Source organism: Acidovorax kalamii (genome assembly GCF_002245625.1).
GTDB classification, from domain to species: domain Bacteria; phylum Pseudomonadota; class Gammaproteobacteria; order Burkholderiales; family Burkholderiaceae_C; genus Acidovorax; species Acidovorax kalamii.
The window spans coordinates 442,797-457,113 of record NZ_NOIG01000001.1; the positions used below are offsets into that span (position 1 = coordinate 442,797).

The window sequence follows — 14,317 nt, forward strand, 5'->3', positions numbered from 1 at the left end:
CGGGAAAAAAAGAAAGCAGGGCAGAGCGGTGAATCAGTAGGAGGGGCGGGCCCGCAGGGCTGTCGCACCCTTTGTGCTCACCACCCCCAGGCCCAGGCAGCAATGCCGGCCACCAGGGCAACCCCTGCCAGCAGCGGCGTGCTCCGGGGCTGCCAGGTCACAGTGGCCGTCACGGCCACGGCGGCCACCGACAGGGCCACGGCCCATGCGGTCACACCCAGCGAGGCAGGCACGCCACCGGCGGGGTGTGCGGCCAGCCACAGCGACAGCAGCAGCAACAGCCACCCGGCACGGCGCAGCTGTTGCAGGTGGCGGGCCGCACCTTCGCGGCCTGCGGCGTCTTCGTGGTGGCGGTCCATGCCCAGCGCCATGGCCGACCAGGCCGCAAAACACAGCAGAAAAGCGGACATGGTGCTCAGGCCCCTGAGGTGGAAACGGACACATCGCTAGCTGCAGGCAATGCGGCTGCGGGGGCTGTGCGCGGCGCCTTGGCCGCAACGGCTTTGCCCTTGGGGGCGCGGCCCGGGCGCAGCCGCCACGACAGCCAGCCCAGCAGCAGCCCGGTGGTCAGGAAGGCCAGGTCCATGCTGGCCCACACCCATTCACCCGCAGGCAGCGTGATGCCCAAATGGGTGTGCGTGGTCAACGCATTGATGACCGGCAGCAGCGCCCACACCAGCCCTGCCGCGCCCAGCGGCACCGACCAGCCCATGCGGCTGGGCCGCACCACGGCGCAAGCCAGTGCCCACAGCAGGGCCAGGCCCCAGGCGCTGAAGAACCAGGCCAGTTCCGCATCGGCCCGGCCCGCCATGTTCAGCGGGACCAGGCGGTTGGAAGCGAGGTACACACCGCAGGCCAGCGGCAGGCCCGCCAGCGTGGCAATGTTGATGGCCGCCACCAGGCGCTCGCCAAACGGCGTCCCGGGCGCAGCGGCATCCGCCGCGTGGGCAGCGCCTTTGCGGCTGGCCTGCGTCTGCGACTTGGCGCTGCGCTTGACCGACCAGAGCACCATGCCGGTGGCAATCATCAGGCTGCCCAGCAGGCCAAAGCCAAACAGTGCCCAGCGCAGGCCCACATCGGCAAACCGCGCCATGTGCAGGCCATACAGCACGCCGTAGGTCTTGACGGCGGGGCCGGTGGCGTCGGCCTGGTCCAGCCACTGGCCGGTGGTGGCGTCAAACAGCAGGCGCGGCGGGCGGTATTGCAGGCGGTCGCCCTCGTGGCGCGTCACCTCGACCACGGCGCGGCCCTTGGCGTCGCGGCGTGCCTGCACGCTGCCGATGCGGCCGCCGTTCCAGCGGGCGCGGGCCTCGGTCAGGATGGGGGGCAGGGCGATGGCAGGCAAGGGCTCCACCTTGTCGGCGGCGCCACGGCGGGGGCGGCTTTCGGCCTTCTCGCCCTGCAGGTCGGCAAAGTACGCGTTGGAGTCCACGCCTTTCTCGCCCTTGTAAGCCGTGGCAATGCCCGCTGGCATGTACAGCGTGTGGAAGATCATCAGCCCGCTGAAGGTGATCATCAAATAGAAAGGCAGCACCAGCACACCGGTGACGTTGTGTGCATCCAGCCAGGCGCGCTGCCCGCCCTTTGCGGGGCGGAAGGTGAAGAAGTCCTTGAAGATGCGGCGGTGCGTGATCACGCCCGAGATCAGCGCCACAAACATCAGCATCGTGGCCACGCCCACGACCCAGCGGCCTTCAATGGTCCAGCGGCCCTTTTGTGCGGTGCGCAACTCGAAGTGGAAGCGGTAGAAGAAGTCGCCGCCCATGGTCTGGCGCGTGTCGATAGCCTCGCCAGTCTGCGGGTGCATGCGCAGGGTCTCGAAACGGCCGTTGCCTGTGTCGCGCCACAGGATGTTGACGGCTGGGTCGCGGTCGTCGGGCAGGTGCATGATCCACTGCGTGACGTTGGGCACCTTGCGCACCAGCGCGTCCAGGGCCTTCTGCGCCGTCTGTGCCATCTGCGGGTCGGCAGCGTCCACCGGCTGCAGGCCGTGCATCTCGGGCCGCATCCACAGGTTGAACTCGTTCTTGAAGAACGACAGCGTGCCCGTGAGGAAGATCGCAAACAGCAGCCAGCCCAGGATCAACCCCGCCCAGGTGTGCAGCCACGACATGGCCTGGCGGAAGCCTTCGCGGTCATTGGGGGCCCTGGGCGATTTGGCCTTGCGCGGGGCTTCGGCCGCCACGCCGCCGAGGGCGGCTGCGGCATCGCGTTCTACTGCTGCAGCGTCGGGTTTCGGTGTGGTGGCGTTCATGCTGCGGCTTTCATCCATTGCGGCGCCCAGGCGCAGGCACCCAGCACTAGTGCAGGCAGCAGCGTGCCGCCCCAGGCGCCCCAGGCGGTGCGCGCATAAAAGGCCCAGCCTGCAGCGATGACATACACCACCCAGGCGAGCATGGTGGCGGTGATCACGGCCTCCACACGCGGCATGCACTGCGCAAGCAGCAGCGACAGCGCCGCCGTGAAACCCGCCGCCAGCGCATAGCCGCCCCCCACAGCCGCCACGGCGCGGGAGGTGATGGCCAGCCGGTAGCGCCAATCGGCGCGGGCGGTTTTCATGGCCGGGCCCGGGTGGCGCCGGGCGTGGCGGGGTGGGAGGAAGATGGCAGTGCCCCTGCAGGGCAGGGGCAGGCGTTGCGGCGCAGCATCAGCAAAGAGGCTCCAGGCAGGTGTGTGGGTGCAAAACGCACAAACGCTGGCTGCAGCTGGCGGCGGGGCCGGGCTGACTGGCTTGCTGGCGGGCTCGGGAATCAGGGGTTCACAGAACCCGGCCGCTGGTCGTAGGCGTGCATTCTACTTTTGTTGAGAAGCATTCGCATTTGTGGTGGGCGAAATTTTCTGCCTTTGATGTGCACTTGCAACAACCCGTGACAACTGGGGGCATGGTGGCCCTTGGGTGCGGGTGGGATGGGGCCGCGCGCAGGCACAAAAAAACGGGCCGAAGCCCGTTTTCTTGATTTCTTCTCTTCTTTGCTTTTTTTCGTGGAGCGCTCTGGAGAATTCTGTGCGTCAGTCCGCGTCACCCATCTGCGACTGCAGGTAGTTCTGAATGCCCACCTTGTCGATCAGGTCGATCTGGGTTTCGAGGAAGTCGATGTGCTCTTCGGTGTCGTCCAGGATCTTTTGCAGCAGATCGCGCGAGACATAGTCGCGCACCGTTTCGCAGTAGGCAATGCCTTCCTTGATGGTGGCCTGGGCGCCTTGCTCGGAGCGCAGGTCGCAGGCCAGGATCTCGGGCACGTCCTCGCCCACCTGCAGCTTGGCCAGGTCCTGCAGATTGGGCAGGCCATCCAGCATGAAGATGCGGTCCATGAGCCAGTCGGCATGCTTCATCTCGCCGATGGATTCGGAGTATTCCTTCTTGGCCAGCTTGTCGAAGCCCCAGTGCTTGAGCATGCGGTAGTGCAAAAAGTACTGGTTGATGGCCGTAAGCTCGTTCTTGAGCTGGGCCTGCAGATGGCCGATGACCTGTGCGTCGCCTTTCATGGGGACTCCTTCCTTGTTTGTTGTGTCTGTGAATGCGGCCCCGATTGTCGTGACCCCCATCAACCCGTGCAAGGCAATCCCATTTTTTTGCGCAATGGCTGCGTTTGATGTTGAGTTGTGTTTGCGTTCGCAGCGCTGAGTGGTGGTGGAGCAGGCTTCGGGGCTGCGGCTGTGCCGTTATATAGTCATAGACAATTGATTGAATTAAATCAATTGATTGGATTCATGGCTTTAAAGGGCCTAGACTTCAGTCCTGTTCAGTTAACCAACCAACCCAAAGGAAACAGCAATGTCCCTGATCAACACGCAAGTTCAGCCGTTCAAGACCACCGCTTTCGTCAACCGCAATGGCAAGGGCGAGTTCATCGACCTGACCGAAGCCGATCTGAAGGGCAAGTGGTCCGTGCTGATCTTCATGCCTGCCGCCTTCACCTTCAACTGCCCCACCGAAATCGAAGACGCCGCTGAGCACTACGCAGAATTCCAGAAGGCTGGTACCGAGGTCTACATCGTCACGACCGACACACACTTCTCGCACAAGGTCTGGCACGAAACCAGCCCCGCCGTGGGCAAGGCCAAGTTCCCCCTGGTTGGCGACCCAACGCACCAGCTGACCAACGCTTTCGGCGTGCACATCCCTGAAGAAGGCCTGGCACTGCGCGGCACCTTCGTGATCAACCCCGACGGCATCATCAAGACGGCCGAAATCCACTCCAACGAAATCGCCCGCGACGTGAAGGAAACCGTGCGCAAGCTCAAGGCTGCCCAGTACACCGCCGCCAACCCCGGCCAAGTGTGCCCCGCCAAGTGGAACGAAGGCGCCAAGACCCTGGCCCCCTCGCTGGACCTGGTCGGCAAGATCTAAGCCCCGGCTCATTCGGCGCAGCGCCCCGGAAACGGGGTGCATCCAGCCGGACAGCGTCATGGCGCGCACGTGCCATGCCGTCCGGCTTTTTTACGCCCGTTTTCTGGGCAATGTTGCGGCTTCAGGGTTGCCAAAAGTAACCCCAGCCCCCAACCTATAAATCGAAATTCAAAGGACACCACCATGCTCGACGAACAACTCAAGACCCAGCTTTCCGCCTACCTGGAGCGCGTGCAGCAGCCGTTTGAGCTGGTGGCATCCCTGGACGACAGCGACACCGCCCGCGAGATGCGCGAGCTGCTGACGACCATCCAGTCCCTGCGCAGCGACAAGATCACCCTGCGCACCGATGGCAACGATGCGCGCAAGCCCTCGTTCAGCCTGCAGCGCGTGGGCGCCACCAACAGCCTGCGCTTTGCGGGCCTGCCTCTGGGGCATGAGTTCACCTCGCTGGTGCTGGCCCTGCTGTGGACCGGCGGCCACCCGCCCAAGGTCGAGCCCGAAGTGATCGAGCAGATCGCCGCGCTCGAAGGGGACTTCAACTTCGAGGTCTACATGAGCCTGACCTGCCACAACTGCCCGGACGTGGTGCAGGCGCTGTCGCTCATGGCCATCGTCAACCCCCAGGTCAAGACCACCGTGATCGAAGGCGGCGCCTTCCAGCAGGAAGTGACCGAGCGCGAAATCATGGCCGTGCCCATGGTGTTCCTCAACGGCAAGGTCTTCGGCTCCGGCCGCATGTCGGTCGAAGAAATCGTGGCCAAGCTCGACACCGGCGCTGCCGCCCGTGACGCCGCCAAGCTCAGCGCCAAGGCGCCGTACGACGTGCTCATCGTCGGCGGCGGCCCCGCTGGCGCCGCAGCCGCTGTGTACGCAGCCCGCAAGGGCATCCGCACGGGCGTCGCGGCCGAACGCTTCGGCGGCCAGGTCAACGACACGCTGGCCATCGAGAACTACATCTCGGTGCTCGAAACCGATGGCCCCAAGTTCGCCGCCGCGCTCGAAGCCCACACCCGCGCCTACGACGTGGACATCATGAACCTGCAGCGTGCCGACAAGCTGGTTCCTGCGGCCGAGCCCGGTGGCCTGATCGAGGTGCAGCTCGCCAACGGCGGCACGCTCAAGTCCAAGACGGTGATCCTGTCCACCGGTGCCCGCTGGCGCAACGTCAACGTGCCCGGCGAAGCCGAGTACAAGAACAAGGGCGTGGCCTACTGCCCGCACTGCGACGGCCCGCTGTTCAAGGGCAAGCGCGTGTCGGTCATTGGCGGCGGCAACTCGGGTGTCGAGGCTGCCATCGACCTGGCTGGCATCGTGCAGCACGTCACGCTCATCGAGTTTGCCGACCAGCTCAAGGCCGACGCCGTGCTGGTCAACAAGCTCAAGAGCCTGCCCAACGTGACCATCCACACCAACGCGCAGACGACAGAGATCACTGGCGCTGACGGCAAGGTCAACGGCCTCAAGTACAAGGACCGCGCCACCAACGTGGAGCACACCGTGGCGCTGGAGGGTGTGTTCGTGCAGATCGGCCTGGTGCCCAACACCGAATGGCTCAAGGGCACGGTGGAGCTGTCGCGCTTTGGTGAAATCATTGTCGATGCACACGGCCGCACCAACCTGCCCGGCGTGTTTGCAGCGGGCGACTGCACCACGGTGCCGTTCAAGCAGATCGTGATCGCGGCGGGCGAAGGCTCGAAGGCGGCACTGAGCGCGTTCGATCACCTGATCCGCATGCCTGTGGTGGCCGGGGCTGTGTGATTTTTCAATAAAAATGGCTACTTGCGCTCAATGGTAGCGCCCTGATAGCTATCAAAAAATGAGCGGCTGACTGCGTGGAGTGGTCAGCCGCTTTGTTTTGGAGGTCGTCCTGTTTATTTGTTGTTATTGAGAATTATTCTCATATAATTTACCCCATCAGCCAGCCACAACCGCCCGATCTTCTGCGCGCAGAAGCCAGGGCCGTCTGTTTGGAGCCAGCTCTGTATTCGTTGTCGTTTCAGAGAAGGACTCCCCTCCGTGGCGCAGGCATTCCGTTCCCCTCCGTTTTCTTCCCGGCGCGCACAGGCGCAGCCCTCCGATCAATGGCTGCAAGGCCGTCTGCGGCCGCTTGCATGGCTGGTGGCCTGTGCATGTGCGGCCATTGGCAGCGCGCATGCGCAGGGGCACGCGCAGGATGTGGCCCAGTTGGTAGCTGCAGCGCCGCAGCTCAAAGAAGTGGTCATCAGCGGCTCGCGCAGCGAGCAGGACCGCGACGAGTTGCCGATGAGCATCGATGTGATCAATGCGCAGGCCATCGAGGAAGGCCAGGTGCGCGATATCCGCGACGTGGCGCGCGAGCTGCCCAACGTGTCGGTCACGCGCTCGCCCGCACGCTTCTCGCTGGCCAGTGGCTCCACGGGGCGCGAGCAGAACGCGGGCTTCAACATCCGGGGGCTGGACGGTAACCGCGTGTTGATGATGGTGGATGGCATCCGCCTGCCGCGCAGCTATGTCTTCAGCGCCAATGCCTTCGGGCGCGACTACCTGGACATCGGGCTGCTGCAGCGCATCGAGGTGGTGCGCGGCGCCACCTCGGCGCTGTATGGCTCCGACGGCATGGCGGGCCTGGTCAACTTCATCACGGCAGACCCATCGGCATTCCTCGACGGCGGCAAACGCATCGGCGGCCGGGTGAGCCTGGGCTACGATGGCGACGAGCACGGCAAGCGCGTGGGCGCCACGGTGGCAGGCAAGGCGGGCGACACGGTGCAGTGGCTGCTGGGCGGCAACGTCACGCGCGCCCGCGAGCTGGACAACATGGGCACCAACGATGCGGCCAATGCCGACCGCACCAAGCCCAATCCGCAGAAAGACAAAAGCGGCGCTTTGCTGGGCAAGGTGGTGCTGACGCCCGGCGGCGGACAGCGCCATGTGTTCACGCTGGAGCATGTGGACAAGACGTCCGACTATGAGCTGCTCACGGCGCGCTCCAAGCCGCCGCTGGCCGCCGCGTCCGTGCTGGGCTCCACCTCGTTCACCGACATGCAGCGCAGCCGTGCGACGTGGGAAGGCAACTGGCGCGTGAACACCGCGTTTGCCGACGATGTGAAGGCCACGCTGAGCTGGCAGGACGCGCATTCGCGCGAGTACATCACCGAAGACCGCAACACCGCCGCCGACCGCGTGCGCGACGTGACCTACGACGAGCGCACCTGGCAGGCCAACCTGCAGGGCAGCAAGGTGCTGCGCAATGGCGGGCCATGGGTGCAGAAGATCACCTACGGCCTGGACTACACGGCGGCCAAGGTCGAGAACCTGCAGACCGGCGTGACGCCGCCCACGGGCGAGACCTTCCCGCTCAAGCGCTTCCCCGACACCACCGAGACCAGCACGGCCCTGTATGTACAGGACGAGTTCGTGAGTGGGCCCTGGAGCATCACCCCGGGAGTGCGCTTTGACACCTTCCGCATCAAGGCCGACCAGGCGGGCTTTGGCGCGCAGGCGGTGTCGCTGTCGGGCAATGCCACCTCGCCCAAGTTCGGCGTGCTGTACCGCGCCAGCGAGCAGTGGAGCGTGTTTGGCAACTATGCAGCGGGCTTCCGTGCGCCCAATGCGGGGCAGGTCAACGCCTTCTTTGAGAACCCGGTGGGCAACTACCGCACAGTGCCCAACGCCAACCTCAAGCCGGAGAAGAGCCAGAACTTTGAGCTGGGCGTGCGCGGGCGCCTGGAGCGTTTGTCCATCGAAGCCGCAGCATTCACTGGCCGCTACAAGGACTTCATCGAGGACCTGCGCCAGGTCAGTGGCACGGGCGCACCGGGCAATCCGCTGGTGTTCCAGTCGGTCAACATCGGCCGCGTCAAGCTGAGCGGCTTCGAGGTCAAGGGCGACATGCGCTGGGGCCAGTGGGCGGGCGGGCAGTGGAGTTCTCCGTTTGCCTATGGCCAGACACGTGGCCGTGACACCGCCACCGGCAAGCCGGTGAACACCGTGGACCCATCGCGCCTGACGGCGGGCCTGCGCTACGACAGCGGCGGCTGGATGGCGCGGCTGGACATGACCCACGCCGCCGCCAAGAAGGCCAGCGACGTGAGCGTGGCCACGGGCAGCACGCAGTTCCTCACGCCGTCGTACACGGTGCTGGATCTGTCGGCCCAGTGGCGCATCCGCAAGGACCTGCGCCTGAACGCGGGCATCTACAACCTCACCGACAAAAAACACTGGCGCTGGGCCGACGTGCGCGGCCTGGCCGCGAACGCCAGCTTCATCGACGCCTACAGCCAACCTGGCCGCGCAGTGCGCGTGTCGCTGGTGGCGGACTTTTAAGGCACAGCCCATCCCGATGAACCCCATCAAGGAGACAGACCATGAGCCATGCACCTGACATGCCCGATTTGCCCACATCCGGCGCCCACTGCGATGAGGAATACAGCCTGCCCTGCGCCGAGGCGCTGCTGGCGGGCACCCTGGCCCTGATGACGGGCTATGTGCAAGCCTGCTGCGACAGCCACCGCGACGCCATGGGCCGCAAGATCGCGGCCAACCTGCAGATGCTGGCCGACGCCGAAGGCTTCACGCTGCACTTTCGCACCGTGGTCTGGAGCCTGCAAGGCCGCTGGGACCAGCAATGCAAGGCGCGCCAGGACGTGGCCGCCAGCGCCGCGATGGTGGCTGCCGAACAACGCCGCGTGCTGTGGCACACCGCGCCGGAGGCCGTGCAATGAATGCCGCTGTAACGAACCCCCCAAGCGCTCCGGCCCATCCGCCGCAGGCCGCCCCCGACATCCGTGAGCGGTTCGCCGCAGCCCGCGCAGAGGGCAAGCGTGCCAAGGACGCCGCCGAGAGCCTGGGGCTGTCGGAAGGCGCCGCCGTGGCGGCTCATGCGGGCGAGCACGGCCACCCGCTCAAGGCCCAGCCGCTGCAGGGCTCGTGGCTGGAACTGTTGCAGGCGCTCGAAGCCTGCGGCCCGCTGATGGCGCTTACGCGCAACGAAGGCACGGTGCACGAGAAGACCGGCGTGTACCGGCACGTGTCGGCCACCGGGCCGGTGGGGATCGCACTGGGCGAAGACATCGACCTGCGCCTGTTCTTTGCGCAGTGGCATGCGGGTTTTGCGGTGACCGAGCTGGCGCATGACGCCGCCCAGGACCCCACCAAGCCGCCATCGCGCAGCCTGCAGTTCTACAACGCGCAGGGCCGTGCGGTGCACAAGATCTTCACGCGCGATGCCACCGACCTGGCTGCATTCGACGCAGTGGTGAGCCGCTTCGTGCAACCCAGCGCGGGTTACGTGTTTGGTCCGAAGCCCGCGCCAGCGACCGTGCTGCCTGACGCCGACATCGACGCCGAAGGCCTGCGCGAGGCCTGGGCCGCCATGCAGGACACGCACGAGTTCTTCGGCCTGACCAAGAAATTCGGCGTGGAGCGCCAGCAGAGCTTTCGCCTGGTCGAAGGCCAGTTTGCCTGGCGCGCCGCACCGCAGGCTGTGGCGCGCCTGCTGGACGAGGCCGCGGTGGACGGCCTGCCCATCATGGTGTTTGTGGGCAGCGGCGGCTGCATCCAGATCCACACCGGGCCGGTGCGCAATATCCAGCCGCTCGATACGCCGCGTGCGCAGTGGATTAACGTGTTGGACGCGGGCTTCAACCTGCACCTGCGCACCGACATGATTGCCAGCGTTTGGGTGGTGGAGAAGCCCACGGCCGATGGTGTTGTCACCTCGGTCGAGGCGTTCGACCACGCGGGCGAGCTGATGGCCATGTTCTTCGGTGCACGCAAACCCGGCAAACCCGAACTGCAGGGCTGGCGCGACCTGGTGGCACGCCTGCCCGGCGTGCAGGAGCTGGCCCATGCTGCGTGATCCGATGGCCGTGCAAAGCTGGGGGCAAGGCGGCACGCGTCGGCGGCTGCTGCGCGGTGTGGCGGCTTTGCCTTGGTTGTCTGCGATGGGATCTGGGGCCGCCTGGGCCGCCCGCCCGGCGCGCATCGTCTCGCTGGGCGGCGCGCTGACCGAGGTGGTCTACCTGCTGGGCGCCCAGGGCCAGCTGGTGGGCACCGACACCACCAGCCTGTTCCCCGAGGCCGCGCTCAAGACCGCCAAGGTCGGCTACATGCGCCAGCTCTCGGCCGAGGGTCTGCTGTCCCTCAAGCCCGACGCCGTGGTGGGCACCACCGAAGCCGGGCCGCCCGTGGTGCTGGACCAGGTGCGCAGCGCTGGTGTGCGCGTGGAGCTGGTGCAGGCCGACCACACCTGGGACGAAGTGCGCCGCAAGGTCGCCACCGTGGGCCGCGTGGCGGGCCGCGAGCGCGAGGCCCAGGCGCTTCAGGCGGACCTGGATGCGCAGTGGGCGGCGGTGCAGAAAGTGGTGGCAGCCACCACGCGGCGCCCGCGCGCCATCTTCATCCTGTCGCACGGCGGCAGCCCCATGGTGGCGGGCACCGGCACGGCGGCCGATGCGCTGATCCGCTTTGCGGGCGCCACCAATGTCATCACGCAGTTCGCGGGCTACCGGCCGCTCACGGCCGAGGCCATGGCCAGCGCCGCGCCCGAGGTGCTGCTCAACAGCACGCAGGGCATCGAGGCACTGGGCGGCGAGGCCGCTTTCTGGCAGCGGCCCGAGCTGGCGCTCACGCCCGCCTTTCGCCGCAAGGCCCTGGTGGCCATGGAGGCCAGCCACCTGCTGGGCTTTGGCCCGCGCCTGCCCGCTGCCGTGCGCGAGCTGCACACCCGCACCCAGGCGATCACCGCGTGAGCAGCGTGGCTGTGGCGCAGCCGGGTGCGCGCTGGTCTTTGCTGCGTCTGTCGCCGCGCGCAGCGCTGCTGTGGGGCGTTGCGCTGGTGGGCCTCGCGTTCGTGTGGGCCAGCACGCGGGGCGCCTACGCCATTGCACCCGCCCAGCTGTGGCAGGTGCTGCTGCAGGCCCTGGGCGCAGCGCCGTCGGCCGAGCAGGCGCCCGAATATCTGGTGTTCATTAACATCCGACTGCCGCGCCTGTTGATGGGCGTGGCCGCCGGGGCGGGCCTGGGGCTGGCCGGTGCGCTGATGCAGGGGCTGTTTCGCAACCCGCTGGCCGACCCCGGGCTGGTGGGCGTGAGCAGCGGCGCCGCGCTGGCGGCGGCCATCACCATCGTGCTGGGCAGCCACTGGCTGCCCGACCTGCCGCGCACCCTGGGCAGCTGGACACTGGTGGGCATGGCCTTTGGCGGCGGCCTGCTTGTCACGGCGCTGATCTATGCACTGGCGCAGGCCGATGGCGGCACGCGCATGGGGCTGATGCTGCTGGCGGGCGTGGCGGTCAATGCGCTGGCGCTGGCGGGCCTAGGCTACCTCAACTTCATCTCCACCGACGAGCAGCTGCGCAACCTCCAGATGTGGCTGCTGGGCAGCCTGGGCGGTGCGCGCTGGAGCGCCGTGGCGCTGGTGGGCGCCATCGTGGCGGTGGCCTGCGGCCTGGGCCTGGCGCTGGCGCGCCCGCTCAACGCGATTGCCCTGGGCGAGGCGCAGGCCGCGCTGCTGGGCGTGCCGGTGGAGCGCACCAAGCGCCTGGCGGTGCTGGTGACGGCGCTGGCCGTGGGCGCCGTCACGGCGGCCACCGGCATCATCGGCTTTATCGGCCTAGTGGCGCCGCACTGGGTGCGCCTGGTGGCGGGGCCGGACCACCGCGTGGTGCTGCCGGGCTCGGCCCTGCTGGGCGCCGCGCTGGTGCTGGCGGCCGACGGGGTGGCTCGCACCATCGTCCAGCCTGCAGAGCTGCCGCTGGGCGTGCTCACGGCCTTCATCGGCGTGCCGCTGTTTCTGGCCATGCTGCGCCAGTTTCGGAGCAAGGTATGAATGCCGCTGTCGCATCCCCGGTCACCACCACCGCCGATCTGCTGGTGTGCGACCAGTTGGGTGTGGGCGTGCCCGGCCGGCCCTTGCTGGCCACCGTGCATACCCAGTTCGTGCCTGGGCGCGTCACGGCCATCCTGGGGCCCAACGGCGCGGGCAAGTCCACGCTGCTGGCCATGCTTTCGGGCCAGCGCGCACCGCGCTCGGGCCATGTGTGGATGGGCGGGCAACCGGTGTCCGGCAAAGTCACCCAGGCCCTGGCCCGCCAGCGTGCCGTGCTGCCGCAGGACACGGCCGTGGCCTTCGACTTCACGGTGCAGGAGGTGGTGGAGATGGGGCGCTTTCCCCACCGCCAGCAGCCCAGCCGCCACGAGGCGCGCATCGTGACCGAGGCGATGCAGGCCACCGGCGTGGCGCACCTGGCCGGGCGCAGCATCAACACCTTGTCGGGCGGCGAACGCGCCCGCAGCCACCTGGCCCGCGCGCTGGCCCAGATCTGGGAGCCCCTGCCCGACGGTGCAACACGCTGGCTGCTGCTGGACGAGCCCACCGCCGCCCTCGACCTGGCGCACCAGCACCACACGCTGGCTCTGGTGCGCCGCTGGGCGGTGGAGCAGGGCGTGGGCGTGGTCGCGGTGCTGCACGACCTGAACCTGGCCCTGCGCTACGCACACGACAGCCTGCTGCTCGCCCCGGGCCTGGCGGGCCCGCGCAGCGTGCACGCCACAGCCCACCTGCTCACCCCCGCCACCATCGCGCAGGTGTGGGGCGTGCACAGCACGCCAGTGCTGGCGGCCGACGGGGTGCCGCAGTACCTGGTGGCAGCGCAGTGAATGGCGCTTCTGTAGAAAAAATGGCCTCTGCCGCTCTATGGGTCTCAAAGTTTGCTATAAAAAGTGAAGCATTTGCATGGTGTGCATGTGCAACCCATGGAGGTAGGCCCCTCAACCCGTCGGGCTATCTGGCGGGGCGGGTGGTGCGGTCTGCTTAGAATCCCGCTGCCCATGCGCCGCTTGCTGCTCGTCTTTCTGTTGGTGTTCATGCCGCTCCAGTCCATCTGGGCGGCGGCCTCGCCCTATTGCGGGCACGAGTCAGCGCCGCAGGCATCGCACTTTGGCCACCATGTGCACGAGCACCATGGTGACGAAGGTGCCGACCACTCGGCCCCGGGCGCCAGCCCCAGCACCCTGGCCGACATGGACTGCCATGCCTGCCACGGCACAGGCGGCGGCCTGGCGCACAGTGCCAGCGCCCAGGCCATCGTGGTGGCCGTGGTGCACCCGCCGGGCCTGGCCGCATCCGCATGGCCACCCGCACCCCTTACGCGGCCCGAACGCCCCAACTGGCCTGTCCTCGCCTGAGCGGCGAGGCGGGGGCTTGGGTGGCTCCGTTTCTTTTCCTGATGATGTTGGAGACCTGCCTTCCCTGGCAGTAGCGGTGCGCGTCTTGCTGTTGGCGTGCGTGCACCGCTGACCGTCCCCTCCATCCATCGCGTCTCGCCGATTTCAACCTGTGGCCCCGGCCACTGCAGAGGAATCGGATGCAACCAACGAAACAACGACAACACACGTCCATTGCCGCGCTGGTGGTGATGGCACTGGGCTGGGCACTGCTGGGCAGTGCCGCACAGGCCCAGACCTCCAACCCCGGCACAGCGCCGCTCACGCTCCAGGCACTGTTCCAGCAGGCCTGGCAACGCCAGCCCGAAGCGCAGTCTGCAGCTTTGCGGCGCGAGGCTGCGCAGGCCACACGCAGCGCGGCGGCAGCCTGGACGGCCGAGCCCATGGCACTGGAGCTGTCCACCAAAACTGACCGCCCCGGTAGCAACCAGGGCAGCCGCGAGGCCGAAGTGGGCCTGGCCCTGCCGCTGTGGCTCCCCGGCGAGCGCGCCCGCAAGGCAGCGCTGGCCGATGCGGAAGCGCAGGCGCTTAACAGCCGCCAGCGCGCCGCGCAGCTGCAACTGGCCGCCACTGTGCGCGAAGCCTGGTGGGTGGCGCAGCGCGCGCAGGCCGACTGGGCCCTGGCGCAAGACCGGCTGCTGAACGCGCAGCGCCTGGCCGCCGACGTAGCGCGCCGCGTGCGTGCGGGAGACTTGTCGCGCGCCGACCACGCGCAGGCCGACGGCGCCGTGGCCCAGGCCGAAGCCGCCATGGCCG

General features: G+C 67.4%; 14 protein-coding genes. 10 read left to right on the top strand and 4 right to left on the bottom strand.

The genetic code is table 11. The features are described from left to right. Positions 1–77: 77 nt before the first annotated feature. From CBY09_RS01975 to bfr, 4 genes are all read right to left on the bottom strand, one after another. A complete protein-coding gene (locus tag CBY09_RS01975; protein ID WP_094285833.1) occupies positions 78–410 on the bottom strand; it encodes a DUF3325 domain-containing protein in 333 nt (110 codons plus the stop codon). A 5-nt stretch (positions 411–415) separates the two neighbouring features. Further along, the gene (locus CBY09_RS01980) at positions 416–2,113 is read right to left on the bottom strand and encodes a PepSY-associated TM helix domain-containing protein (protein ID WP_240515547.1); all 1,698 of its coding nucleotides are present in this window, start codon (positions 2,111–2,113) and stop codon (positions 416–418) included. A gap of 137 nt (positions 2,114–2,250) precedes the next feature. Further along, on the bottom strand, positions 2,251–2,559 hold the full coding sequence (locus tag CBY09_RS01985; RefSeq protein ID WP_094285835.1) for a DUF3649 domain-containing protein: 309 nt from the start codon (positions 2,557–2,559) through the stop codon (positions 2,251–2,253). 450 nt (positions 2,560–3,009) lie between these two features. After that, positions 3,010–3,486 (bottom strand): bacterioferritin, encoded by a 477-nt coding sequence (bfr, locus tag CBY09_RS01990; RefSeq protein WP_094285837.1) that lies wholly within the window; start codon positions 3,484–3,486, stop codon positions 3,010–3,012. A gap of 289 nt (positions 3,487–3,775) precedes the next feature. Between bfr and ahpC the strand changes: the two genes are divergently transcribed. The 10 genes from ahpC to CBY09_RS02040 form a co-directional block, all read left to right on the top strand. After that, positions 3,776–4,351 carry an alkyl hydroperoxide reductase subunit C gene (gene ahpC, locus CBY09_RS01995; protein WP_094285839.1) on the top strand — a complete coding sequence of 192 codons (576 nt, stop codon included), beginning with the start codon at positions 3,776–3,778 and terminating at the stop codon, positions 4,349–4,351. A 183-nt stretch (positions 4,352–4,534) separates the two neighbouring features. Then, entirely contained in the window at positions 4,535–6,112 is a 1,578-nt protein-coding gene (ahpF, locus tag CBY09_RS02000; protein ID WP_094285841.1) for an alkyl hydroperoxide reductase subunit F, read from the top strand. 327 nt (positions 6,113–6,439) lie between these two features. Next, entirely contained in the window at positions 6,440–8,659 is a 2,220-nt protein-coding gene (locus tag CBY09_RS02005) for a TonB-dependent hemoglobin/transferrin/lactoferrin family receptor (RefSeq protein ID WP_094285927.1), read from the top strand. A 41-nt stretch (positions 8,660–8,700) separates the two neighbouring features. Then, positions 8,701–9,057, top strand: coding sequence for a hypothetical protein (locus tag CBY09_RS02010; RefSeq protein ID WP_094285843.1), 357 nt, complete (start codon positions 8,701–8,703; stop codon positions 9,055–9,057). Next, positions 9,054–10,193 (top strand): hemin-degrading factor, encoded by a 1,140-nt coding sequence (locus CBY09_RS02015; protein WP_094285845.1) that lies wholly within the window; start codon positions 9,054–9,056, stop codon positions 10,191–10,193. The genes CBY09_RS02010 and CBY09_RS02015 overlap by 4 nt, the downstream gene beginning before the upstream one ends. Before the next feature lie 85 nt (positions 10,194–10,278). Next, the gene (locus CBY09_RS02020) at positions 10,279–11,085 is read left to right on the top strand and encodes a heme/hemin ABC transporter substrate-binding protein (RefSeq protein ID WP_420807433.1); all 807 of its coding nucleotides are present in this window, start codon (positions 10,279–10,281) and stop codon (positions 11,083–11,085) included. Beyond that, positions 11,082–12,164: a FecCD family ABC transporter permease gene (locus CBY09_RS02025; RefSeq protein ID WP_094285847.1), complete on the top strand. Its 1,083-nt coding sequence runs from the start codon at positions 11,082–11,084 to the stop codon at positions 12,162–12,164. The genes CBY09_RS02020 and CBY09_RS02025 overlap by 4 nt, the downstream gene beginning before the upstream one ends. Beyond that, the gene (locus CBY09_RS02030) at positions 12,161–12,994 is read left to right on the top strand and encodes a heme ABC transporter ATP-binding protein (RefSeq protein ID WP_094285849.1); all 834 of its coding nucleotides are present in this window, start codon (positions 12,161–12,163) and stop codon (positions 12,992–12,994) included. Before CBY09_RS02025 ends, CBY09_RS02030 begins: the two co-directional genes overlap by 4 nt. Before the next feature lie 171 nt (positions 12,995–13,165). Beyond that, a complete protein-coding gene (locus CBY09_RS02035) occupies positions 13,166–13,522 on the top strand; it encodes a hypothetical protein (protein WP_094285850.1) in 357 nt (118 codons plus the stop codon). 179 nt (positions 13,523–13,701) lie between these two features. Beyond that, the coding region (locus CBY09_RS02040) for a TolC family protein (protein WP_205734076.1) at positions 13,702–14,317 on the top strand (616 nt) is incomplete at its 3' end.